The organism is Actinomadura rubrisoli (assembly GCF_004349215.1).
GTDB classification, from domain to species: Bacteria; Actinomycetota; Actinomycetes; order Streptosporangiales; family Streptosporangiaceae; genus Spirillospora; species Spirillospora rubrisoli.
This window is the reverse complement of sequence record NZ_SMKU01000049.1, coordinates 1-22,543: the sequence shown is the minus strand read 5'-3', so window position 1 is coordinate 22,543 and position 22,543 is coordinate 1. Positions and strand designations below refer to the sequence as shown.

Below are 22,543 nucleotides of genomic sequence, written 5' to 3'. Positions count from 1 at the left end.
GAGCTGTACATGACCGTGCGCGTGCTGGCGCAGCAATCGGGCATCACCGCCGAGGATCACCGCCTCGGCCTGGGCGTCCTGATGGGCGGGCCCGGCGCGGCCTGGGCGGACCGCCGATCGGGAATCGTGCCCGCCGTCGGAGCCTGCAACCTCACCGCGGTGTCGGCGATGGTCGCCCGCATCTCCCCGTTCCAAGCGCTCGTCGACGGAACCTCCGGAGGACTCCAAGGGCAGTACCCGGTCACGGTCGACGCCAACGAGGACCTCACCTTCGCCAACGGTGAGGCCGGCGTCGCCCGCACCGACCGGGCGATCCTCCAGCTCCGCGACAACCCTTACGACTCCTCCGGCTTCCAGGACGGCCGAGTCGTCTACCTCAAGGGCCAGGCGTCCGGCGCGGCTACCGCGCTCCCCGCCTCGTCGCTGCTGCTGTGGGAGGTCACCGTCCCCGCCGGCGCCTCGGCGGGGGGCGGCGGGATCAACTTCGCGGCTCAGCGGGTCGACAAGCGGGTGTGGACCTCCGCGGTCGGCGGGACCATCCCGGTCAAGGACGTCGCCGACCGCGACACCCTCACCGCCTACGCCGGTCTGACCGTGTTCCGGCTGGACCGCGGGGGACGGCAGGTCCACGACGGCACCGTGTGGCGCTGGCGCGACGTCATCTCCGTCGCCTCCGCCGTCGACCGGGACGCGGTCATCACCTCCCCGTGGGCCGGCCAGCAGGTATGGCGCACCGACACCAAGGTCATCGAAGTCCACGACGGGACCGCGTGGCGGACCTCCCCGGTCGAGACCACCCCATGGACCGACATCCCGCTCAACGCCGGATTCACCCACAACGGCGGATCCGGGGGGCGTGCCCAGTACCGGCGCGTCGGCGACCGGATCGAGCTCGCGGGCCGGATCGGCGGCACGATCGTTGTCGGCGGCGGAACCACCGAGCCCGCCGTCATGCCCGCCGCTGTGCGCCCGGCGACCGTGGTCGGCGCCACCGTCGACGCCAGCACCACCAGCACCGAACGAGTCCTGCGCATCGACATCTCCCCGAACGGCGTCATCGCCGTCTTCGCTTTCGTCGCTCACACCTGGCTGGGCCTCGATGGCGTGACCTACCGCGCCTGATGGCCGCCGCGTGGAGGTATGAGTTCGCCGACCTGCTCACCGACCGGCCGATCGCCACCCTTGCCCTGACCGGCGTGAGCTTCGACCGGCGCATCATCCAGCCCGGCGCGTTCAAGGCCACGATCCCCGTGCCGAACCGCCGGGTCGCCGAGCAGGCCCGCCGCATCGCCGCCCCCCTCCCCGAGGAGGGGCACACCGGGCCGGGCCGGACCGTCGTGCACGTCTATCGCGGCGCCCGTGACCTGTGGGGCACCTACCTGCTGTGGACCGCGACGCCGTCGGGGGACGAGCGCGGACGGATCTCGGTCGAGCTACAAGGGGCGTCCCTGGAGTCCTACCTCGACCACCGAGAGATCTGGGCGGACCTGACCTATACCAGCGTCGACCAGACCACCATCTCAACGGCCCTCGTCGGCCACATGCAGGCCGCAGGCGGGCCCGCGTCCATCGGCCTCACCACGGCCAGCGTCCCGTCCGGCGTCCTGCGGAACGCGGCCTACAAGGCGTCGGAGAGCAACACCTACGGGGCCAAGCTCGCCGAGCTGGCCAACGTCGACGGCGGGTTCGAGTACATGATCCGCACCTACCACGGGGACGCCGGCCGGGTACGGGAGTTCGCCGCGGCGCCCGTCCTGGGCCAGGACACCACCGACCACCGGTTCACCCGCCCCGGCAACGTCCTGTCCTGGTCCTACCCGTCCGACGCCACGACCGCGGCGACCCGGTGGCGGGCCCGCGGCGACGCCGTCAGCGACGACCTCGCCGCCGACTCCGAACCGCTGCTGTCCAACATCCAGACCGCGGACCCGATGATCGCCGCCGGATGGCCCTACCTCGACCGCACCGTCGACTACCAAGGCGCCCGAACCGTCACCGACCTGGACGCCTACGCCCGGTGGTGGCGCGACACCCGCTCCGGAGTGATCCGCGTCCCCCAGGCCACCATCCGCCTCGACGCCAAGACAGCGATCTCGCCGCACCGGCTCGGCGGCTACGCGCGGCTGACCATCGCCGACGACTGGTTCCCCCTCGACGCCGACGGCCGCCCGACCTTCAGCGTGCGATGGCGCGTCGTCGGCCTGGAGGTCACCCCAGAAACCCGCTCCGCCGGCGACGTCGCCCGGCTGATCTTCGCCGAGGAAGAGGAGACCACCTGACCATGGGCACCCCGAAATATCCCGACGACTGGGCCGCCCGGTTCGCGGCCCTGGAGAACGGCGTCAAGGACGCGCTCACCGCCGCCCGCTCGCGCGTGAAGTTCGCGCGGCTCCTCGCGCAAATGCTCACCGTGGGCGAGGGCAACGACCGCATCGAAATCGACCCGACCTCACGGACCATCACCTTCTACCTCACCGGCCCCGAAGTGCCCGCCGCGCGGCTCCTGGCATCCGAGGGCACCGGCTACACGGTCCTGGTGATGGCCTCCACCCACCAGGCCGGCGCCGTCGCCGCCACCCCCGCCACCGCCAACGTCGAGTCAGGCGGCTGGTATGCCTCCCTGCACAGCCAATCGTCGCCCGGCGCCCGCGCCGAGTACCAAGCAAAGATCGAACCATCCGGGCAGGCGTGCACCGCACAGACCACAGCACTCGGCGGCGGCACCCCTACACAGAACCGCATCACGCTGTGGACATCCGGAGAGCTCGAAATCCTCGCTGACGTCGGGACGTGGATCCAGGGCCGCAGCGGCGCCCCCGCGGCCGGCAGCGGCGGCGGCTACCTGTACGCCACCGCCGCCGGCGCGCTCCGCTGGCGCGGACCGACCACCGACACCCAGATCGCGCCCGCATGACCGGCGACCAGGACGCAGCCCTCGCCCTGTCGGAGTTCCGCCGGGAGGTCGGCGTTTCCCTGGCCGAACTACGAGGAGACGTCCGCCTCGTCCTCCAGCGGGGCGAGCAGTCCGAACGGCGCCTCGACGACCTCGCCCGGCAGGTCGCGAAGTTGGACGAGCGCGTCGACCTGGTCGAGCGAGACCAGGTCACCAAGCCGCAGCTCGACGAACGGTCACGCCGCACCATCGCGATCCTCGCCCTCATCGTCACCATCGCCGCGGCTCTGGCGTCAACGGCCGCCACCGTGATCATCGCCATCGTCAACTAAAAGGAGGAACCCATGGCCACGATCAGCCTCCCGGACCCGGAAGCGGGACCGACAGAGCCGGACGAGGAGGCCGTCCTCGCCGACCTCTACGGCCCGGCGGACGCCGACGGGACGTTCCGCAGGGACGGTGCCTGATGGGCACCGCCGCGCAGATGCTCGACCAGGCCCGCAAATCCATCGGGATGACGGGCCGGCCGAACACCATCACCCGCGAGTACGCGGGCAGGCACGGGGACGATTTTCTCCGCGCGTCGTGGTGCGACATGGCCGTCACCTACTGGGCCCGGCACTCCGGCAACGCCGCCGCCGTGCTGCTGGGAGGCGACCGCGCATACACCGTCTGGCACGCCTCCGACTTCCAGCGCGCCGGCCGGTGGCGCGTCGGCACGGTCGCCGAGGTCAATGCGGCCAAGCCGGGCGACATCGTGTTCTTCGACTGGGGCGCCTCCGACTCGATCGGGGCCATCGACCACGTCGGCGTCATCGAGCGCGTGCTGGGCGGCGGCCGCGTCCAGACGATCGAGGGCAACACCTCCGACGCCTGCCGCCGCCGCGTCCGCGACGCCTCGGTGATCGCCGGGTACGGCCGCCCGGCCTACAGCGGCGGGCCGACCGCCTCGACCTGGATGGAGGACCTCATGAAGGATCTGCCGCTCGTTCGCAAGGGCTCGACCGGCGAGCACGTCGAAACGGTGCAGGGGCTCCTGCTCGCCCGCTCGCACCTGGAGGTGCGCATCACCGGCACCTACGACGCCAAGACCGAGGCCGCCGTCCGCGCCGTCCAGAAGTGGGGCGGCACCACCGCCGACGGACAGGTCGGCCCGAAGACCTGGCCCATCCTGCTCCGCGTCAACTGACCCCCGAGGAGGGGAACATGAAGAAGCTCCGGATCAGCGCATACTGGAAGGGCGTCATCGCCGCCGCCGCACCGGTCCTCGCCACCGTCCAGGCCGCCGTCGACGACCGCACCCTCGACACCTCCGAACTCGTCACCATCGGCGCCGCGGCACTGGTCGCGCTCGGCGTCTGGAAGGTCCCCAACAAGACACCGGACGACGCACCGGTCCGCGGCCACCGAATGTAAGGCCGCCCTCAAAGGACGGGGCAACCGGTCCCTTTCGAGAGGCCGGTCACGACAACGTCCCCATTCCTCCCGGGTGGAGGGGCGGGGGCGTCTCCCACTGAGGCAGAGCGCAAGCGGACTCGCCGGGTTAACAGTTCAGTCGATCCTGTTGAGGATCGTCGTCCAGTAGGGGAACCTGCGGGAGCCTTGCCACCGACACTCAGGGGCCCCCGTGCGTCGCAGCCTACTCGCCGCAACCGCAATGACGATCTTACTGATTCCTGCCTGTTCAAACGGTTCAGCGCCCATCACCGGAAAATGGCGCCGTGGCCAGCACGGCGAAACAGTCGAGTTTCGTAGCGATGGAACAGTGGCCCTGCAAGATGAATACGCAGGCTGCACGGGTGACTATAAGGAAGAGAAGAAAAAGCGAACCTATCGGATCAACCTCGATTGTGGGGTAAGCAGAGCGTCCGTCACCGGTGTAGTCTCCTCAGACGGAAAGCGCCTGACGGTTACTAGTATCGAGGGCAAGAAGGGCGAATACACGCGCCTTTCCGGCTAACGGCCAGGGCGAGTCCAAACGCCGAACCCCCCGTCTCCTCCTGATGCGGAGGCGGCGGGCGGTTTCGTCACGCGCTCGGACGGGCCACAGCCCCGGGCCCGCCTGCAGGCGTTGAGAGCGGACGCCGGGGCCGCGGCGTCTGACAAGGGGCGGCGCGGTCGAGTTCGGGGACTTCCCTCGGCGGCGCCGCCCCGGCTCTAGTTGGCGGGAGGCGCAGAGAACGGCGCACCGAGCGCCTCCGCGATCCGTTCGGCCACCTGCCGCGGTTCCCGGCCGAGCCCGGCGCCATCATCGGGTCCGCCGACCCACACGTAGCACTGCGCTCCCTTGTCCCACTTGATGGTCCGTGTCGGTTCGGCCCGATAACTGACGCGCAGGCGCGCCTCGATGGCAGGCTCGCCGCGGCCGCTCACGCACTTCGCGACGACTAGCGGGGCGTTGGCGCGCATCTCGTCGTACACAGCGTTTACGGGGCCGTACATTTTCGCCATTAGATCGCCTGGCACATCAGACTTACGGGGCTTATCGAATGACATGTGACCTCCTCATCGCGTGCTGAATCCGGGTCACCAGTCGCCGCAGCGGGCCCTCCTGCCCCATGGCGCGCGCTGCCTCTGCGATCGGGCCCAGCCGGTCGGCGATGCCCTGCACCGCTCCCACGAGGTCATGACACGGAGCGATCGGGTCACCCGACGAGGACATGAACCACGGCACTCCGCCCACACCCGGCTTCACCCACACGCTCTCGCCGAACGCGGGCAGGTAGGGCGAGAAGACACGCAGGAGGACGGGGATCTCCTCATACCGCGGGCGGGTCGACCAGCCAGCGGCGGGGAGGACTCGGGCGAGGCCGTCCAGGTGCTGTGTCGGCGTCACAGGCCATCCCGCGTCCTGGGGGCGGTCAGCTCCCGGAGCTTGGACCGCAGCCCGTCCGGCGTGTCGGCGTCGGCCGCCGCGGCCTGGTTCAGGTCTTCGCGAACGAGCGGCCCGCGCGTCGCCCACCACCGCCCCGTATCCCGAGTGTGGATGATCGACCACGCCGGGAATTCCGCGCGAAGCGCTGTCTTCTGCGCCTCGATCTTCTGCGCTTCGACGTCATCCGCGGCCGGTACCGTGCTCATAGTCGGGACCTCATTCCGATCGGTTGGACGCTTTGTGTCACCTGATACAGAGCGTCCAACCGACCGGATCTGCGAGGCCAGAGGTTTGCCGCCGTTTGCCGCTACCCAGCTCGACGATTAGCCCAGCTTGTACTCCTCGTGCGGAATCGCCCGCTCCCACACCATCTCGAACGCCGCCACCACCGGCGCGACCCGCCGTGGATCGGACGCGAACTCGTACGCCTTCAGGCTCGTCCCGTCGCCGGCGTTGTAGTTGAACCGGACGATGCGGTGGTCGAACATCCAGAAGTCTGCGTGCGGGAGCAGGAGGTCGGCGGCCTGCCGCCGGGGCAGCCACCGCACGTCTTCGCCCGCGGCGATGTTGACGTCAGTGATCATGTGTTCCCAGCGGATGTAATCCGTGGGCGGCTCTGACACGATCCGCGCCCGCCGCATCTTCACACCCCGCGCGGTCGCTTCCTCCACCAGCGATGTCCATGGCGTTCGGTCGACGCGCCCCGAACCGCCCTGGAGCCAATCGTTGAACCCGGGATGGTCGGGCTCGTAGGTGTCGCGCATCTCCAGGTGCACCGCGCTGCGTTGCGTGCGGGCGAGCAGCTCGCGGAACGTCGGTTCCCCCGGCCCCTGCCGCCCCTGCGCGTAGTTGCCGGTGGCGGCCTCGGCGAGCACGTCCGCCATCTCGGCGGGCTGCCAGATCACCGCCTCGTCGGCGGCGATCGCCAGGTGCTCACGAAGGCCACTGAGGACGTCGGGATCTGTCACTTGGCGGCCGACCAGGTAGAAGCCGCCAGTGAGCGGATCACGGTGTACGGCCGGGCACTCCTCGTCACCGGAGCCACCGCCGCCCACAAAGTCAGGGTTGCCCACCACGCACCTCTGTCATCTCGGGGATCAGGTCAAGTCCCGACCCTCGCCCGGCGGTGTCCGGCCGTCAAGACTCGTCAGGGAGGCTTTCCACTGCCCCTTCGATGAGCGTCCGCGCCGCGTCACCATGGACCGCCAGGGACCACAGCCGGTCCCACGCCTCGGCGTACAGCCGTGTCTCGTAGGGCTGCGTGAGGGTGAGGTCGCCGGACACCAGTTCCACAGTGACGAGCGTGCCGTCGGGTAGTTCCGACATCGTGAACGACTCGTCCGGTGACACACCGCGCCGGTCGACGTCGCGGGGGATGATCCCGAGGGCCACGGTCGGTCGTCCGATCACCGCGGCCAGGTGCTGAAGCTGCTCGCGGTGCACCGGGGCGGGGGCGGGCCGGTACCACAGGACGTCCTCCTCCAGCAGGAACAGCCACAGGGCATCCGGGCGCTCCATGCAGCGTTGCCGCGCCATCCGGGAGTCGACGGCCCCGTCCACGTCGTCGACGGCGAGGCCCTGCTCCTGGCGCACCTGCGTCAGGTACGCGGTGGTGAGGGCTCTGGTCTGGAGCAGGCCGGGAATGACCTTGGTCTGGTACACGCGATGGCGCCGCACCCGCCAGTACTTGTCGCGGAGCTGCTCCTGGCGGCCCTTGAGGCCACCACGATTGAGCTGGCGATGCGTTGCCCACATGCCCGCGACGGCGCGGAGCTCGGCGAGCAGCTCGGCCGTGCGCTGCTCGGATATCCCGCACGCCTCGCACCATCTGCGAAGGTCCTCGATGGAGATCGGCCGATGCCCATGTTCGATCCTGGACACTTTTGCAACCCCGGCTGACCAGCCAGCGCGCCGCGCGAGCTCACGGCCGGACAGCCCGGCGTCCTCCCGCAGCTCTTTCAGCTGATCGGCGAGACGCTGCCGGGCCGCCTGTACCGATGACGAGATTGGGGCGGGCATGCCTCCAGGTTCTACCCAGGTGGCCCCGCTGGCGTGGGGGGTTTGCCGCAGATTGCCGCTTCACAAACGGGGGCGCCTGGCTCTAGCACCACATCGACAACACGTCCCACAAGACGATTATCGCGGGCTCGGGCTCGTCCTCGTAGTAGAAAAGGTATCCGGTCTTGACGTGCCCGCGCATGATGTCGGCGAAGATGGCGGGGTCGCCGCCTGATTCGCGCCATGCGGCTCGGCGGGCCCGGCGGCGGGCGCGTAGCCGGGCGTGGAAGCGGGCGGCACGGGCGTCGGGATCGAGGAGGGGCGCCACGTTCGTCTCCTGTTCTCAGGAGACGAGGGGCCCCAGTTTCAGCACCGGCTTGGTCGAAAACCGATACGGCCGACCTGGGACAAACCCTGGTCGTACACCGTTTCACCTGGGAGTATTGCAAAGCCGGTGCTCTACCAACTGAGCTAAGGCCCCTTGGGGGCGCGACAAGCTTACCCGTGGTCGGCGGTCAGCGCGTCATTGAGTGGGGTCGGGGGGCCGGAGAGGATCAGGTCCGGTAGGGCGGCCACGCTCGGGAGGACGTGGGTGGCGCCGGCGGCGAGGAGGCGCGGGCGGTCGTGGGCGCCGGTGAGGACGCCTGCGACGATGGACGCGCCGGAGCGGCGGCCGGAGAGCATGTCGTTGGCGGTGTCGCCGCAGACGGCGATGTGCCGGACGTCGTCGGCGCCGAGGCGGAGGGCGGCCATCAGGACGAGGTCGGGCCAGGGGCGGCCGCGGCCGTCCTCGGGACAGAGCGTCAGGTCGACGCGGTCCCACCAACCGAGGGTGTCCAGGATGCCCGCCTGGGTGCGGCGGCCGAATCCGGTGAGCAGGCACACTCGGATCCCGGCGCCGCGGATGCGCTCGATGGCGTCATCGGCACCGGGTATGGGACGCAGGCCGCGCCGGTTGACCAGTTGGTCGTAGGACCGTTCAAAGGCCATGTTCGCGGCCTGGGCGCGTGCCTCGTCGAAGAGCGAGCGGAAGATTCCGATCTTCGAGCCACCGCGCGACTCGCGGAAGCGGGTCATCGCTCGCTCGTGGGCCGCTGTGCCGGAGACGATCCCCAGGGCGGCGATCGCCTCGGTGAAGGCGGTCTCGACGGTGTCGCCGTCGGCGACAGTGGTCCCGGCGAGATCGAGGCAGGCGATGGTGATCGTCGCTGCTTCGCTCACGCCGGGCCCTCCCTCGAAGTAGGACGTGCGCTCTCCGCGGGATTACCGCCGGCGTCTCAGCTGTCGGACGAGGTGGCCTCGGTCCACAGGTCGAGCTCGGCGCGGTCCTGCTGGAGGCGGCGCCAGACAGCGAAGCCGCCGAGCGCGACAACAGCGAGAATGAGCAGCTTCTTCACGGTGGGGACCCCTTCACCTCGGTTACGAAGCCAAACCTGGGAAACGTTGCGAATCGATGACTGTTCCCCCAGACTCTCCGCAGCCTAGCAACCGATCCCGGGCGGTCCGCACCCGCACGGGGGTATCGGACCTAGCGTCCAATCCGGTGTGACCGCGCCCTCTCGCGGAACGGGGCGTCCGGCCGCATAATCCGAAGGACGACCTTCGGGAGTGGCCCATGCCAGAGGACGACTTCGGGCTCTGGGAACGCGAACTCGAACCGGGCCCGCCGGACGAGGGGGCGTCGGGCGGGTTCGGGATGGTGCTCGTCGCGGGCCTGACCGCGAGCGGCTGCACCGCCATGATCGCGCTGGGCGAGGTGCCGCTGGGCACGGCGGGGCTGGTGCTCTCGTCGATCATCTTGCTGCTCTGGCGGATCGGAATGTGATCCGCCATCATCGGCGCCATGGATCTGCGCGGAGCGAACGTCCTGCTGACAGGCGCGACCGGCGGGATCGGCCGGGCGCTGGCGGCCGCGCTGGCGGCGCGCGGGGGGCGGGTGGTGTTGACGGGCCGCCGCGCCGAGGTCCTGGAGCCGCTGGCCGAGCGGGTCGGCGGCAGGGCCGTCGCGGCGGACCTGGCCGACCGGGACGCGGTCGAGGCGCTGCTGGACGAGGCGGGCGACGTCGACGTGGTGGTGGCGAACGCGGCGCTTCCCGCGTCCGGGCTGCTGTCGGACTACTCGGTCACCGAGATCGACCGGGCGCTCGATGTGAACCTGCGCGCCCCGATCGTGATGGCGAAGCTGGCGGGCGAGCGGATGGCCGATCGTGGCCGCGGGCACCTGGTCTTCGTCTCGTCGCTGGCCGGTAAGACGGCGTCCGGGAACGCGTCCCTGTACAACGCGACGAAGTTCGGGATGCGGGGCTTCGCGCTGGCGCTGCGGGAGGATCTGCGGCCGCACGGCGTGGGTGTTTCGACGGTGTTCCCCGGGTTCATCCGGGATGCCGGGATGTTCGCCGATGCGGGCATCACGCTGCCACGGGGCGTCGGGACGCGCTCGCCGGGGGACGTCGCGCAGGGCACCATCCGGGCCATTGAGAAGAACCTCGCCGAGGTGGACGTAGCGCCGCTCGGCCTGCGCCTCGGCGCGTTGATCGGCGGCGTCGCGCCGGTGCTGTCGGCGGCCGTCCAGCGGCGCGCCGGCGGGCACACGATCTCCAGCGGGCTGGCGGACGGGCAGCGCGACAAGCGTTGACATGCCGGATCCGCCCGCGATAATCCAGCTCAGCCCCGCTTGATCAGCGGGACGAGCGGGCGCGCCGTCCCCCCGGGCCGACCCCGCCCGCCGTGCGCGCCCCGCGAGGAGGTCCGTGCATGTGGAGAGGTAAGGCAAGCGCGATCGGGGCGGTGGTCGCGATCGTCCTGTCCCTGGCGGCGGTGCCCGCGCAGGCGGCGCCCACGGACGCGACGGTGGTGCCGATCCAGGTGACCGGCGATCCCGCGCGGCGCTTCAACCTGGTGATCATGGGTGATGGCTACACGGCGGCGGACATGCCGAAGTTCCGCACCCACCTGGCCAAGCATCTGAACGACCTGTGGACGATCGAGCCGTTCAAGTCGTACCGCAGCTACATCAACGTGTACGCCGTCGAGATCCCGTCGGACGAGTCCGGTGTGAGCTGCGATCCCGAGCTGTCCTCACCACGGCACAAGACACCGCTGAGCATGGCGTTCTGGGGCGGTTGTGAGAAGGAGGGTCCGCAGCGCCTCCTCGTCATGGACTCTGACGCGAGCAAGACGTACGCGGACCTCGTCCAGGGGACGACCGTGAAGAACCGTCAGATCCTTGCCCTCGCCAACAGCGACACCTACGGCGGCGCAGGCGGCACCTATGCGACGGCTTCGGGCGGCAACGCCATGTCGGCGCTCATCGCCCCGCACGAGCTCGGCCACTCGCTGGGCGGACTGGACGACGAGTACGACTACTACCAGCGGGGCGTCCCTGGCGGGCCATACACCGGACCGGAGCCCGGCTCCATCCACCACACTCTGCTCACCGAGCAGGAGATGACGGCGCAGAAGAAGAAGTGGTGGCGCTGGCTGGGCGAACCCAGCGAGGCGGGCGGCACCATCGGACGGTACGAAGGCGGCCTCTACAGCACCACAGGCGTGTGGAGGCCAAGCCGGCATTCCATGATGAAATCGCTCGGCTACTACTTCGACCAGGTCGCGCGCGAACGGATGACCGAGCGGATCTCTGCCAAGGTCAACCTCATCCAGGCGCAATCACCCAGTGACTCGCCGGTAGGTGCCGACCGCGTCCTGTGGGTGGAAACGATGCACCCGACCGGGCACCAGCTGTCCACAACGTGGACGGTCGACGGCAAGACGGTACGGAAGCAGGCGTCCAACCTGGACCTGTCCTGGCTTCACCTAAGACCAGGCATGCACACGGTCAAGGCCACGGTCACCGACCCGACCGCCTTCGTCCGCGACCCGGCGATCCGGTCGTCCGCCGCACTCACCCAGACGCGCACGTGGACGGTGGACACCCGCCTCAAGACCCCACCGGCGAACGTACCGGTCGACTTCACTTCCACCACCGCGACCGACCAGCCAGTAGGTGGTGAGGGCGTCGTGTACGCGGAGACGACACACCCGGTACGGAGCGTCCCGGCCGTCCGTTGGGAACTGGACGGGAAGCGTGTACGCGGCGGCGACCGTGACATCGCTCTGGGACGGTTCCGCCTGTCCAACGGCACGCACCGCCTCGTCGCACGTGTCGGCTCCAAGTCCCGCACGTGGACGATCGACGCACGCCGTCCGACCGTGAAGTATGAACTGTCCAAGGCCACGCAGAGCCGAACCCGTCCGGGAAGCACGCCCGAGTACGTTTTCGACGGCCCGTTCAGCATGCGACTGACCGGCGCGGACGACCGTCCGGGCGTGGTGGTGTCGGAGTTCCGCGTGGACGGTGACGGCTGGTTCAACTACTTCGGCTGGCCGACCGACTCCACTGCACCATTCCTGTTCACCGAGAACGGCACGGTCATCGACAGCCTCACCTACGGCAAGCTCGGCAAGGGAAGGCACACCATCGAGTACCGCGCGATCGACCCGGCGGGCAACATCGCCAAGCCGGGCAGGTTCATCGTGACACTCCGCTGACGCGTGGAGGCGCGGCCTCTCTCCCGAAGGTCCGCGCCTCCCCCGCCGAAGGCCGCCGCCGACTCGGTCGTCGTCTCGGCGGCCGAGACGGCGATACGTCATTAGGCCGATGTGCCATCGGCCCTATGCCCGCCCCCCGGACTCGGGGACGGCATCAGACCCCGGCCCAGCACCGGACACCGTCCCGGCACCAGACTCCGGCCTGGCATCGGACACCGTGTCCAGTTCCGGCGCCGGCCCTGGCTCGGGGACGGTGGCCGGGCCACGGCGGGCGGTGGCCAGGACGGAGCCGCAGAGGATCAGCGCGAACGAGGCGACGATCGTCGCGCTGAGCGGCTCGTCCAGGAAAAGGACTCCGGCGGCGACCGCGACGGCCGGGTTCACGTACGTGAACACCATCGCCCTCGATGTGCCGACCTCGCGGATCAGCTCGAAGAACACCATGAACGCCACCGCCGTGCACACGACCCCGAGTCCGGCCAGCGCCGCCAGGACGGGTCCGCTGGGAAGCTCGTCCGGCCATGTGGCGATCGCCGGGCCCGTGTAGACGACCGCGGCCAGCGCGAGCGAGGACGCGGCCAGATGCAGGCTCGGGACGTCCTGGAGGCGCCTCGTGGCGATCAGCGGCGCCGTCGCGTACCCGAGCGCGACCAGCATGACCTCGCCGAGCGCCCACGCGTCGCCGCCGCCGAGATGCGGCCCGGCCAGCACGCCGACGCCGCCGAGCCCGACCAGCAGGCCCACCCACCGGACGGGCCCGAGCCGCTCGGCGTCGCCGGTGAGCCTCGCGAGGACCACCGCGATGATCGGGACGGCCGCGATCAGCAGTCCGGTCATCGAGCTGGTCAGCCGGCGCTCGGCGTCCGAGAGCAGGGCCCAGGGCCCCAGGATCTCCAGCACGGCGAACGCCAGAAGCGGGCGCCAGTGGCGGCGGACGACGCCGAAGCCCCCGGCCCGGACCGCCAGCGGCAGCAGCAGGATGGCGCCGAGGGCGGTCCGCGCGAACACCAGCATGGGCACCGAGACGCCCTCGACCGCCACCTTGATCATCAGGTAGGGAATGCCCCACAGCACGCTCATCAGCGCGAACAGCACCCAGCCGCGGCGACTCACCACGTCCCCCCGTTCAGACCGCCCCGGCCGGACGGCGCACCTCGTCCACCCCGGGTCACCTCCGCCGGGCCACAGGACTCAGGGTGCGAGGCGCCGGAGGGCGCTGTCTTGAACGCTGTTGCGGTACGCGCCTGGTGTTACGCCCAAGACGCGCCGGAACCAGCGCGTAAGGTGCGCCTGGTCGGCGAACCCGACGAGCGTCGCCGCCTCCGCAGGCCGGTGCCCCGCGTCGAGCAGCGCCCGCGCGCGCGTCACCCGATGCTGGGCGAGCCATGCGTACGGGGGCATGCCCATGGCATCGCGGAAGGCGCGCAACAACTGGTAGCGCGAAAGGTCGAGATCGGCGGCCACCTCGGCCAGCGTCGGCGGATCGACGAGTTCGTCCGACAGACGGTCGGCGACCACGCGGGCCACCTGCCCTCGCCTTCCTCGGGGCATCACCGTCCGATGCCCGGACGCGGCGTGCCGCTGGACGAGCGCGCCGAGCACCCCGAGCAGCCGCGCCTCGCCCTCCAGCGGGTCCTCACCTGCCTGAAGCGCGCGATGGGCGAGCCGCAACGCCTCGCCGAGCCGCGGATCATCGATGATCGGCTCCCGGAAGTGCGGCCGCGCCGACTCCGCCCCCGTCACGGCCCCGAGCAACTCCGCGCTCGGATAGAGGCACACGTAGGCGTAACCCTCCGGACCGGCCGGACCACCGGTATGCGCCTCTCCAGGCTCGATCACGACGACGCTCCCGGCCGCCGAATAGATCTTCTCGCCCCGGTACCGCATGGTCTCCAGCCCATCGACGCACACCCCGATGGCGAACTCGTCATGGGCGTGCGGCGCATAGTGCTGCCGACGGAACCGGGCGCTCAACAGATCGAGCGAGACCCCTTGAATGCCATCCACCCGCGTCCAAACAGCCCGATCCGCTACCTCCTTCCTTCTCCTCCCGCCCGGGGGTGCGCCGATCGACTCGCTGGCGGAGGACTGCTCGGCGATCGTCCGAACGGAACTCGACTGCTCGACGCTCGCCATACCGCCGCCGGGCTGGCCTGCGCTCGCCTGGCCTGCGCTCAGGTGGTCGGCGATCGGTCGGTCGGCAGGCTGGTGGTCAGGCGGAGAAGATGTGCCGGAGCCGCCAGCGGTCCTCGTCACGGCCGAGCTCCGCTACTGCGACGCCCTCGGCGCCGGTGACGCGGACCCGGTAGACCCGGCCGTCCTGGGACGTCCCGTAGGTCTTCAGTACCTCGTCGACGGCGTAGCGCGACCCCCGCCATTCGTACGCGGTGAGCCGTCCGGCCGGGTCGTGCTCGGCGCGGACCGGCTCGTTCAGAAGGTGCCCCATAAGTCCGCGAGCCTAGCACGCGTTCGAACTGGTGTTCGCAGGTCGGGGCCGGTTCGACCGCCCTGCCGCGCACCCCTGTCACGCCGAACCGGGCCCATCGTACGCACGCGCGTCCGCGCCCGCCGGGCGTGGCGCGGCGGCTGCGGGGCTTGACTTCATGTCGACATTAAGTCGCAGCCTGCGGTCCATGTCCAGACCAACCGAAATCAGCCCGAACCTCATCCGGCGCCTCGACGCCGCCGACACCTCGCCCGGCACGGCCGACTTGCGCGCCCGTTCCTACGAGCTCCTGCACGCCGCACCCGGCCCCTTCGTCGTTGCGCGCCCGTTCCGACGGGCTCCTGCACGCCGCGCCCGGCTCCTTCGTCACCGACGTCGGCTGCGGCGCGGGACTGGACGGGACGTCGCCGATCTGACCGCGCGCGGTCGGCGTCGACCTCAGCAATCAGATGATCGCGGTCGCGCGGCCGCGCGACCCGGATGCCGACTTCCGCCCCCAGACCGCCTACGACCCGCCACTCTCGGACCGCGAGCAACCTGCCGCTCGCGCACGGCGAGGCCACCGGCTACCGGGCCGACAGGTGCTGCGCGACCTGGCCGAGCCCGTGCGCGCTAGGCGAGGCCCGCCGCGCCCTCGCCCCCGGCGACCAGATCGTCCTGGCCGGCCAGGACTGGGACACCCTGGTGATCGCCCCGTCCAACCCCAAACTCACCCGCGCCCGCGTCCACGCCCTCGTACACACCCACGTCCATGCCCTCGTACACGCTGGCCGCGTATCGAGCCCGTGTGCCAATCCACGCCCACCGCAACCTCCTGCTAGTCGACTCGTCCCACCCCGAACTCACACGCGCCCTCGTACACGCCCACGTACACGTCCGCGCCCGCGGCGTATCGAGCCCGCGTGTCACCTGCGCCCACCGCAACGTCCTGCTGATCGACCCGTCCGACCCCGAACTCACCCGCGTCCGCGCCGACCGCAGATCGAGCCCGCATGCCACCCACGCCCACCACAACCTCCTACTGGGCGACCCGTCCTACCCCGAACTCACCCGCGCTCGCACCCGCGTCCACTCCCGTGCCCGCGCCTGCGTCCGCGCCGACCGCGTATCGAGCCCGCGTGCCGCCCGCGCGCGCCGCACCTCCTGCTGGGCGCGGGATTCCGGGACGTGATCGTCGAGGTCCGCAGGCCGTCCTCCTCGGCGAGGTCGCGCGGCCGCTCATCACCGCGCTTGGGGACGGCCAGGGCGCCTGGCTGGAGGAACAGCGCGAGCGGGCCCGCGCCGACCGGCTCTTCCTGGTGATCCCGATGTTCGTGGCCGCAGCGATCCGTCCCCGAACTGGGTAGGACGTCCGAGATGGGCGAAGGAGGAGCCATGATCAACGGGGCACATGTGATCATCTACAGCCAGGATGCGGAGGCGGACCGCGCCTTCATCCGGGACGTCCTTGGATTCCCGGGCGTCGACGCCGGGCAGGGCTGGCTGATCTTCAAGCTGCCGCCCGCCGAACTCGCCGCGCACCCCACCGAGGGACAGTCGCGGCACGAGTTCTACCTGATGTGTGACGACATCGAGGCCACCCTCGACGACCTCACCGAGCGCGGCGTGGTGATCGACGTGCCGATCAGCGACGAGGGCTGGGGCCTGCTCGCGGCGATACGGCTGCCGAGCGGCGGCGAGTTGCCCATCTACCAGCCGCGCCATCCGGCGGCGAAGGACCTCTAGGACGTTGTCCACAGGCTGGGGGCAACCTTGCGCACATGCTCCTCACCTCTCTCACCGGCTCTGCGAGGTCATCGCTCCACAGGGAAATCCCCAGGCGACAGGGGATTCCGGACGTACGGTGCGACGTCGAACACCGTCATCCCCAGGCTAGCCATCGCTGGACGGTCAGGCCGAAAATCCACAACCTGTGGATAACTTTGGTGCACAACCTGGGAATGACCGCACGCCCCGGCGTCCACCATTCTTCCCCAGGCGGCTCCCCATGACCGCGATCAGTTATCCACGTCGTGGAAAAGCCGCTGACCTGCGAAGAAGCCCCTTCGACGGCGCGTCTGCGCACAGTCCGTTCACACCCTGTGGGCGACGGGCCTCCACAGCGACACGACACCGGTGGATTGCGCTACCCACCGCGAATCCCCAGATGCATCCCCAGGTGGGCACCCTCATCGCGACGCCGTTGGCGCCCACTCGGCTCCAGTAGCACCTTGATCGACGGGTCGCAGCAACCCCCAAGCCGAGTGCATGTCCATGACTGCGCGTTCTCGTCTGTCAGGTAGCGACAATCCATCCAAACCGCACGTCAACGAAGCTCCGCGACCACGCCGCGCCCGGTCCCGGCATCACGACGAAACGGACGGACAGCGCGTCAGACGGACGGACGGCGCGTCAGACGGAACGTTCGACGATGGCGCGGGCCGCGAGACGCGCGGCGGGCACGACGTCGGGGACCGATTCCAGAGCCGCTGCGGACATCGCGCCGTCCAGCAGGATGGTCAACTCCCGTGCGAGCAGCGCCGGGTCCGGGGCGCCGGCGGCAGTGGCGAGTCCGGCCACCCACGCGCGGACGGCCCGCTTGTGCTCGATCGTGGCCTGGTGGACGGGCGTGCCTTGCAGCGACTCGCTCGCGGTGTTGATGAACACGCATCCGCGGAAGTCGCCGCCGTCGCTCCCCGCCTCGATCGCGCCGAACATCTCGACGAGCTGCTCCCGGGGATCGCCGCCCGCCGCCGCGGCCGCCTCGCGCAGCATTCCGCGCCACTTCTCGTCAGCCTGCCGCAGGAAGGTCAGGACCAGTTCGTCCTTGGACTTGAAATGCGCGTAGAGAGTCGCCTTCGCCACGCCCGAATCCGCGATGATGCGATCGATGCCGACACCACGGATGCCGTAGGCGTAGAAGAGTTCGGTCGCGGTTCTCAGAATCCGATCGCGAGCCGGCTCACGCGTCTTCGTGGTCATCGGACGGCTCCTCCCAGAGGCTCCCATCGTACAGACAGACCGGTCAGTCTAGTTGTTTCCGCACGTCGAGAAGAGCCGTCCGTCCTGGAGCGAGGTGTCAGGTGCGCCTGGGGCTGAACGTCCGTCCTTGCGCATCGCCCTCGACGGCCTCGACGTAGGCACGTGCGACCTCTGCGGCCAGGGTCCCGTCCGCGCCGTCCAAGCCCATCGCCTCAAGCGTCTCCGCGACCCACCCCGGACTGACGACATTCACCCGCAGCCCGCGCGGCATCTCGATCGCCGCCGCCGACACGAACGCCTCCAGGCCCGCGTTGACCAGCGCACTGAACGAACTGCCCGGCACGGGCCGGTCGAAGGCACCGCTGGTCAAGGTGACCGAACCGCCGTCTCGCAGTTGATGCAACGCCCGCCGCAACAAATGCACTTGCCCGAGCAGTTTGTTTTGCAATCCGGCGGTGAAGTCGCCGTCCGCCGAGTCCAATGGTGTGAGGGCTCCGCTGGCCGCGCAGCACACGACGGCATCGACATCTTGGACGGTGTCGAAAAGCGCGTCGATCGACGCATGGTCGTCCATGTCGACTCGCACCGAGCCACGCCGCGACGCCCGCACGACCTCATGCTCCTTCTCCAGCAGGTCGGCGACGGCCGAGCCGATGGTGCCGGACGCCCCGACAATAATGATCTTCACCTGGCTGCTCCCCTTCACGCCACGATCGACATGGACTCCTGGAGCAGACTGCGGTAACGCCGCACCTGCTGCTCCAGTTCCCGCTCGTCCAGGTATGCGGAGCCATGGATGACGAACGGCTCCTCATATCGCATACCTGTGAGGTTCGCGGTCGCGTCGAACGGCGATAGCAGATCCCTTACCGGGAATCGGTTGAGCCCATCAGGCCGGTAAAGCTCCTCCTGGCCCCCGACCGCCGTCACGAGTTGCAGCCTCTTACCGTGGAGTGCCTCGCCACCCGGTCCGTACGCCCAACCACGCTCCAACACCTCGTCCAACCACTTCTTAAGCAGCGGCGGCGCCGAATACCAATAGAAGGGGAACTGCAGCACCACGCGGTCATGCTCCTCCAGCAGCCGCTTTTCCCGCGCCACATCGATGTGCAGATCAGGACAGGCCGCATAAAGATCATGGACGGTGACATTCGACAGGTCACGAACACCAGCGGCCAGTGCCGCATTGACCCGCGACGCACCAAGGTCGGGATGGACGAGTACAACAAGCGTGCGCGCCATAAGACGACTCCTTCAAGGGAGTAGACAGACAGGTCTGTCTGTATGCGCATCACAACTTAACCAGACAGACTTGTCTAGTCAACCCCGCTCTCACTCGGCTCCGCGCCCCAGCACCCCGGTCCCCGTCCGATCGAGCACTGACACCAAGCGCCACGACGAACGGGAGACGGGCGCCCGGTCTGCACCGTCCACGAGGCATCGTTGGTCCAATGCCCGCCGCTGCTCTTACGTCGATCACACGGCTTGATGTGCAACCCAAGAACGCGAAGACGCTGCACTGCCGCGGGTCTTGTGCTGCGACCGTCCAGGACGACGCCCTCACCTCAATAGGCCACCACTACCGCCGGGACCAGACCGCCGTCCGGGCGGCTCTCGTCCGCCAGTGCGACCCCAGGACGCTCACTGCGCCCGCCTCGTCCAGAACCCAGCCCGTGTGCGACCGTCACCCAGAAGTCGACGCGCATCCGGCAGGCAGTTCCAAACCTCACAACCAGACGCAGGACCCCAACTCCCGGACGCCGAGAGCCGGACGCCAGGAGCCGGACGCCGGACGCCGGACGCCGGACGCCGATTAGTCCCGCACGCCAATCAGCTCAACGTCAATCAGCCCACGCCAGCCACCTCACACAGACAGCCCACATTGCCCAACTCCCCGCGCCAGTTGCCTGCACCCCCGTTCGACCAGCACGTCATTGAGGAGATTGGGACGGATCGAGGGCGTAGAACACGAGTCGGTTAAGGGCCGTGACCTGGCCAGCATCCAGATCGAAGCGAAGGCCGGGGGATGGTGGCCAGGGTGACACAGCGGTGCCCAGGCAGAGCCAAGCAGCAAGTGTCAGCCAGGCGGATCGCAGTCAGGTAGCGACCGAGCGAGACAGTCGCGAGCCAAAGCGCCATCCGCCCATCAGCAACTCGCCAGCCGAGCCGGGCCGAGCCGCGAGCCGGGCCGAACAGAGCCGGGTCAGGCCTGGCCGGGCGGAGCTGGGCCGGTCCGGGCCGGAAAGGGGGCATACCCGGGGTACTCCTCACGCGCGGGGGCAAGTACGTAGGAACGGAGTACGAATCGACCTGCAGATATGTCGGGCGTGCGCGGTGAGGGCCGAGCCAGTAATCGACGGGCCGGAGCCAGGTCGGCGAGGGAAGGTCAGCCGAGAGGGGCGCCGGGCGACTGCGCGTCCAACTGCCAGACGTGCTGGTCGCCCCTGCAAGGCGATGACGGTTTGACCTTGTCGTTGCGTCAACGTTTCTAATGAAGGCATCCGAATCGGCGAGCTGGCGGCGCTGGTAGGGGTGTCTACCCGAACCGTGCGCCACTACCACCACCTGGGGTTGTGGCCCGAGCCCGAACGGCTGGCCAATGGCTATCGGGAATATCGGCTGCGTGAGGCGGTGGCTCTGGCCCGGGTGCGCCGGCTGGCCGAGCTGGGTCTGTCGCTGGACGAGATCCGCGACGTCTTGGCCGACGATCAGGGCCGGGAGCTGCGGGAGGTCCTTGAGGAACTGGACGCCGACCTGGCCCGACAGCAGGAGACGATCAGTGCCAGACGGGCCCGGTTGGCGGCACTGCTGGCGGAGACGGGCTTGCATCCCGACTCGACGGTGCCGCCCGACATGGCGGCGGTGCTGCGCGGTCTGCCCGTCGAGGGTTCGGCGTTCGCCGAGTTCGACCGCGAGCTACTGACCTTGTTCGGCAGTGCATCCGACTCGACCGCCCGGGCCCGGTTCATCGATCTGCTTCGCCCGCTCACCGAGCCCGCAGCGCTCGTACGAGGCCAGGCCCTCTACGCGCGGCTCGACGAGCTCACCGACGCCGACCCCGGCGATCCTCGCGTCGCCGCGCTCGCGGATGACCTTGCCGCCTACATTCCCGACAAGATGGCTTCAGCGATGGTCACGAGCCTTGAGGACACCGAAGCCGGTCACTGGCTGGAAGAGCTATCGCGGGAGATATCCGCCGCGCAGGCCGAAGCTTTCCATCTGATGGTCACCGTGCTGAAGGAACGCAGGTGATGGTCAAGATCGCGCGTAGCCTGCTGTTCGCCATGGTTCCCGCGGAACTGGTGCTGGCGGTCCTACTCGTGTCCGATGTGCCGATTCCCCGCCCGCTGATCGCAGGGGCCGAGGCGGCCGTCATCGCCGTGCTCGTCTTGGAGGCCGCAGCCGCATACCGGCTGTTTCGGGCAGAGCGCCACGGCGGCGCGGACCGTCTGCCGGCCGTCCGGGCCACCTATGACCGGCTGATCCCCATACAGGTGCGACGGATCATGGGCTTCGACGTGCAGGGCATCATCAGCCTCGTCCTATGGATCACGCGGCGCCGCCACGGGGTGCCGCCCGGTGCCACCGCCGTCTCATACTCCCGCGTACAGACACCCACCATGGTGATGTTCCTGTTCGCGATGGTCGTGGAGCTGGTGGTTGCTGAGGTCCTGCTGCGGGCGATCGGCGCACCAGTGGGTTTGCGCGCCGTGATCCTCGTGGTGGACGCCTACACCCTCCTGGTGGTGCTCGCGGTCATCGCGGCCTGCATCACCCGCCCTCACGTCATTTCCGCCGGCGAGGTACGCATCCGCTACGGCGCTTTCTTCGACCTGCGCGTCCCACATGACCAGATCGCTGAGGTGGGGTATATCCACAACTTCAACGAGAGCGGCAAGTTCCAGGTAGACGACGACCGGCTCGCCGTGGCGGTGTCCAGTCAGACCAATTTGATCATCAGGCTCTCTCAGCCGATCACCGCCGTCCGCCCCCTCGGCCGCCGCGCCCAAGCCCGCACAATCCGTTTCTTCGCCGACGACCCGAAGGCCGCCGTCCACGCATTGCAACTCCGCCTGGAACCCGCCCCCCAGCCACAAACGGACACGGCGCAGTGACGCACACAGCGCGACGACGCGCGCGATGCGGGCGACACACGCAGTGCGGCGACGGAGAAGATCCGGTGACCGGACGCGGCGCGCAGCGCAAGCGGCGGCGTGACCGACGCCGCGCGCAGGGCAGGCGGCGGGGCGGCCGGACACCGTGCAACGACGGACGCTGTGCGCAGCGCAGGCGGCGGCGTGACAGACGCCGTGCGACGACGGACGCGACGCGGTGACGGACACGGCGCGATGGCGGACGCCGCGCGCAGTGCAGGCGGCGGGGTGACGGGCGCCATGCGGTGACACGGACGCGGCGGCGCGGCGGACACGGCGCGGTGACGGACACGGTGCGGTGACGGACACGGCGCAGTGACGCACACGGCGCGACGACGCGCGCGACACACGCAGTGCGGCGACGGAGGAGATCCGGTGACCGGACGCGGCGCGCAGCGCAAGCGGCGGCGTGACCGACGCCGCGCGCAGCGCAGACGGCCGGGGCGGCGGACGCCGCGCGCAGCGCAAGCGGCGGAGCGGCGGACACCGTGCGATGACGGACGCGGCGTCGCGGCGGACGCGGCGCGGTGGCGAACGCCGTGCGTAGGGCAGGCGGTGGGGTGGCCGGACGCCGTGCGGTGACGGACGCGGCGCGGTGACCGACGCGGCGTCGCCGCGGGTGCGGTGCGGTGACGGGAGGAGAGGAGTGGGCGGGGGCCTTGGTGTGG

The 22,543-nt window shown here is 69.7% G+C and carries 30 protein-coding genes; 15 read left to right on the top strand and 15 right to left on the bottom strand.

All coding sequences use genetic code 11. The features are described from left to right. Positions 1 to 9: 9 nt before the first annotated feature. The 8 genes from E1298_RS12765 (at position 10) to E1298_RS12735 (ending at position 4,853) form a co-directional block, all read left to right on the top strand. Positions 10 to 1,122, top strand: coding sequence for a hypothetical protein (locus E1298_RS12765; protein ID WP_131892668.1), 1,113 nt, complete (start codon positions 10 to 12; stop codon positions 1,120 to 1,122). Continuing rightward, on the top strand, positions 1,122 to 2,279 hold the full coding sequence (locus E1298_RS12760; protein WP_131892666.1) for a hypothetical protein: 1,158 nt from the start codon (positions 1,122 to 1,124) through the stop codon (positions 2,277 to 2,279). Before E1298_RS12765 ends, E1298_RS12760 begins: the two co-directional genes overlap by 1 nt. Before the next feature lie 2 nt (positions 2,280 to 2,281). Further along, on the top strand, positions 2,282 to 2,914 hold the full coding sequence (locus tag E1298_RS12755) for a hypothetical protein (protein WP_131892664.1): 633 nt from the start codon (positions 2,282 to 2,284) through the stop codon (positions 2,912 to 2,914). Beyond that, complete coding sequence (locus E1298_RS12750) at positions 2,911 to 3,225, top strand: hypothetical protein (RefSeq protein ID WP_131892662.1); 315 nt, start codon at positions 2,911 to 2,913, stop codon at positions 3,223 to 3,225. Before E1298_RS12755 ends, E1298_RS12750 begins: the two co-directional genes overlap by 4 nt. Before the next feature lie 12 nt (positions 3,226 to 3,237). Then, the gene (locus E1298_RS51165) at positions 3,238 to 3,360 is read left to right on the top strand and encodes a hypothetical protein (RefSeq protein WP_279498269.1); all 123 of its coding nucleotides are present in this window, start codon (positions 3,238 to 3,240) and stop codon (positions 3,358 to 3,360) included. Continuing rightward, positions 3,360 to 4,082, top strand: coding sequence for a peptidoglycan-binding protein (locus E1298_RS12745; protein WP_131892660.1), 723 nt, complete (start codon positions 3,360 to 3,362; stop codon positions 4,080 to 4,082). Before E1298_RS51165 ends, E1298_RS12745 begins: the two co-directional genes overlap by 1 nt. Before the next feature lie 17 nt (positions 4,083 to 4,099). Further along, complete coding sequence (locus tag E1298_RS12740) at positions 4,100 to 4,309, top strand: hypothetical protein (protein WP_131892658.1); 210 nt, start codon at positions 4,100 to 4,102, stop codon at positions 4,307 to 4,309. A gap of 241 nt (positions 4,310 to 4,550) precedes the next feature. Then, entirely contained in the window at positions 4,551 to 4,853 is a 303-nt protein-coding gene (locus E1298_RS12735; RefSeq protein WP_131892656.1) for a hypothetical protein, read from the top strand. A gap of 197 nt (positions 4,854 to 5,050) precedes the next feature. Here the strand turns inward: E1298_RS12735 and E1298_RS12730 are convergent, their stop codons facing one another. The 8 genes from E1298_RS12730 to E1298_RS50290 all read right to left on the bottom strand — a co-directional run bounded on the left by E1298_RS12730 (position 5,051) and on the right by E1298_RS50290 (position 9,163). Continuing rightward, positions 5,051 to 5,389: a hypothetical protein gene (locus E1298_RS12730; RefSeq protein WP_131892654.1), complete on the bottom strand. Its 339-nt coding sequence runs from the start codon at positions 5,387 to 5,389 to the stop codon at positions 5,051 to 5,053. Then, positions 5,376 to 5,729: a hypothetical protein gene (locus tag E1298_RS12725; RefSeq protein WP_131892652.1), complete on the bottom strand. Its 354-nt coding sequence runs from the start codon at positions 5,727 to 5,729 to the stop codon at positions 5,376 to 5,378. The genes E1298_RS12730 and E1298_RS12725 overlap by 14 nt, the downstream gene beginning before the upstream one ends. Then, the gene (locus E1298_RS12720) at positions 5,726 to 5,974 is read right to left on the bottom strand and encodes a hypothetical protein (protein ID WP_131892650.1); all 249 of its coding nucleotides are present in this window, start codon (positions 5,972 to 5,974) and stop codon (positions 5,726 to 5,728) included. Before E1298_RS12720 ends, E1298_RS12725 begins: the two co-directional genes overlap by 4 nt. 117 nt (positions 5,975 to 6,091) lie before the next feature. Then, the gene (locus tag E1298_RS50295) at positions 6,092 to 6,841 is read right to left on the bottom strand and encodes a DUF6879 family protein (protein WP_243725549.1); all 750 of its coding nucleotides are present in this window, start codon (positions 6,839 to 6,841) and stop codon (positions 6,092 to 6,094) included. Between the two features lie 64 nt (positions 6,842 to 6,905). Further along, positions 6,906 to 7,787 (bottom strand): helix-turn-helix domain-containing protein, encoded by an 882-nt coding sequence (locus tag E1298_RS12710; RefSeq protein ID WP_131892648.1) that lies wholly within the window; start codon positions 7,785 to 7,787, stop codon positions 6,906 to 6,908. 82 nt (positions 7,788 to 7,869) lie between these two features. Next, a complete protein-coding gene (locus E1298_RS12705; protein ID WP_131892646.1) occupies positions 7,870 to 8,094 on the bottom strand; it encodes a hypothetical protein in 225 nt (74 codons plus the stop codon). A 170-nt stretch (positions 8,095 to 8,264) separates the two neighbouring features. Further along, positions 8,265 to 8,987, bottom strand: coding sequence for an HAD family hydrolase (locus E1298_RS12700; RefSeq protein ID WP_131892644.1), 723 nt, complete (start codon positions 8,985 to 8,987; stop codon positions 8,265 to 8,267). A 56-nt stretch (positions 8,988 to 9,043) separates the two neighbouring features. Beyond that, positions 9,044 to 9,163: a DLW-39 family protein gene (locus E1298_RS50290; protein ID WP_211238580.1), complete on the bottom strand. Its 120-nt coding sequence runs from the start codon at positions 9,161 to 9,163 to the stop codon at positions 9,044 to 9,046. 218 nt (positions 9,164 to 9,381) lie between these two features. Here E1298_RS50290 and E1298_RS12695 point away from each other — a divergent pair, with 218 nt between their 5' ends. The 3 genes from E1298_RS12695 (at position 9,382) to E1298_RS12685 (ending at position 12,314) form a co-directional block, all read left to right on the top strand. Beyond that, positions 9,382 to 9,591: a hypothetical protein gene (locus tag E1298_RS12695; RefSeq protein WP_131892642.1), complete on the top strand. Its 210-nt coding sequence runs from the start codon at positions 9,382 to 9,384 to the stop codon at positions 9,589 to 9,591. A gap of 18 nt (positions 9,592 to 9,609) precedes the next feature. After that, positions 9,610 to 10,401 (top strand): SDR family NAD(P)-dependent oxidoreductase, encoded by a 792-nt coding sequence (locus tag E1298_RS12690; RefSeq protein WP_131892640.1) that lies wholly within the window; start codon positions 9,610 to 9,612, stop codon positions 10,399 to 10,401. A 119-nt stretch (positions 10,402 to 10,520) separates the two neighbouring features. After that, complete coding sequence (locus tag E1298_RS12685) at positions 10,521 to 12,314, top strand: M64 family metallopeptidase (protein ID WP_131892638.1); 1,794 nt, start codon at positions 10,521 to 10,523, stop codon at positions 12,312 to 12,314. A gap of 123 nt (positions 12,315 to 12,437) precedes the next feature. Here E1298_RS12685 and E1298_RS12680 read toward each other — a convergent pair whose 3' ends face one another. The 4 genes from E1298_RS12680 to E1298_RS48040 all read right to left on the bottom strand — a co-directional run bounded on the left by E1298_RS12680 (position 12,438) and on the right by E1298_RS48040 (position 15,525). After that, the gene (locus tag E1298_RS12680; RefSeq protein WP_131892636.1) at positions 12,438 to 13,427 is read right to left on the bottom strand and encodes a DMT family transporter; all 990 of its coding nucleotides are present in this window, start codon (positions 13,425 to 13,427) and stop codon (positions 12,438 to 12,440) included. Between the two features lie 78 nt (positions 13,428 to 13,505). Next, positions 13,506 to 14,450, bottom strand: coding sequence for an AraC family transcriptional regulator (locus E1298_RS12675; RefSeq protein ID WP_131892634.1), 945 nt, complete (start codon positions 14,448 to 14,450; stop codon positions 13,506 to 13,508). Between the two features lie 76 nt (positions 14,451 to 14,526). Beyond that, positions 14,527 to 14,760 (bottom strand): hypothetical protein, encoded by a 234-nt coding sequence (locus tag E1298_RS12670; RefSeq protein ID WP_131892632.1) that lies wholly within the window; start codon positions 14,758 to 14,760, stop codon positions 14,527 to 14,529. Between the two features lie 612 nt (positions 14,761 to 15,372). Then, positions 15,373 to 15,525 carry a hypothetical protein gene (locus E1298_RS48040; RefSeq protein WP_165975443.1) on the bottom strand — a complete coding sequence of 51 codons (153 nt, stop codon included), beginning with the start codon at positions 15,523 to 15,525 and terminating at the stop codon, positions 15,373 to 15,375. Between the two features lie 22 nt (positions 15,526 to 15,547). Between E1298_RS48040 and E1298_RS12665 the strand changes: the two genes are divergently transcribed. Beyond that, positions 15,548 to 15,931, top strand: a complete 384-nt coding sequence (locus tag E1298_RS12665) for a hypothetical protein (RefSeq protein ID WP_131892630.1) — start codon at positions 15,548 to 15,550, stop codon at positions 15,929 to 15,931. Between the two features lie 203 nt (positions 15,932 to 16,134). Then, the gene (locus E1298_RS12655; RefSeq protein ID WP_131892626.1) at positions 16,135 to 16,485 is read left to right on the top strand and encodes a VOC family protein; all 351 of its coding nucleotides are present in this window, start codon (positions 16,135 to 16,137) and stop codon (positions 16,483 to 16,485) included. 666 nt (positions 16,486 to 17,151) lie between these two features. Here E1298_RS12655 and E1298_RS12650 read toward each other — a convergent pair. From E1298_RS12650 to E1298_RS12640, 3 genes are all read right to left on the bottom strand, one after another. Next, positions 17,152 to 17,721, bottom strand: a complete 570-nt coding sequence (locus E1298_RS12650) for a TetR/AcrR family transcriptional regulator (RefSeq protein WP_131892624.1) — start codon at positions 17,719 to 17,721, stop codon at positions 17,152 to 17,154. Positions 17,722 to 17,818: 97 nt separating this feature from the next. Then, complete coding sequence (locus E1298_RS12645; protein ID WP_131892622.1) at positions 17,819 to 18,409, bottom strand: short chain dehydrogenase; 591 nt, start codon at positions 18,407 to 18,409, stop codon at positions 17,819 to 17,821. 14 nt (positions 18,410 to 18,423) lie between these two features. After that, entirely contained in the window at positions 18,424 to 18,963 is a 540-nt protein-coding gene (locus E1298_RS12640) for an NAD(P)H-dependent oxidoreductase (RefSeq protein ID WP_131892620.1), read from the bottom strand. 1,257 nt (positions 18,964 to 20,220) lie between these two features. Here E1298_RS12640 and E1298_RS12635 point away from each other — a divergent pair. Together E1298_RS12635 and E1298_RS12630 are read left to right on the top strand one after the other, a co-directional pair. Continuing rightward, positions 20,221 to 20,973 carry a MerR family transcriptional regulator gene (locus E1298_RS12635; RefSeq protein ID WP_131892618.1) on the top strand — a complete coding sequence of 251 codons (753 nt, stop codon included), beginning with the start codon at positions 20,221 to 20,223 and terminating at the stop codon, positions 20,971 to 20,973. After that, positions 20,973 to 21,836 (top strand): hypothetical protein, encoded by an 864-nt coding sequence (locus tag E1298_RS12630; RefSeq protein WP_131892704.1) that lies wholly within the window; start codon positions 20,973 to 20,975, stop codon positions 21,834 to 21,836. The genes E1298_RS12635 and E1298_RS12630 overlap by 1 nt, the downstream gene beginning before the upstream one ends. Positions 21,837 to 22,543 lie beyond the last annotated feature (707 nt).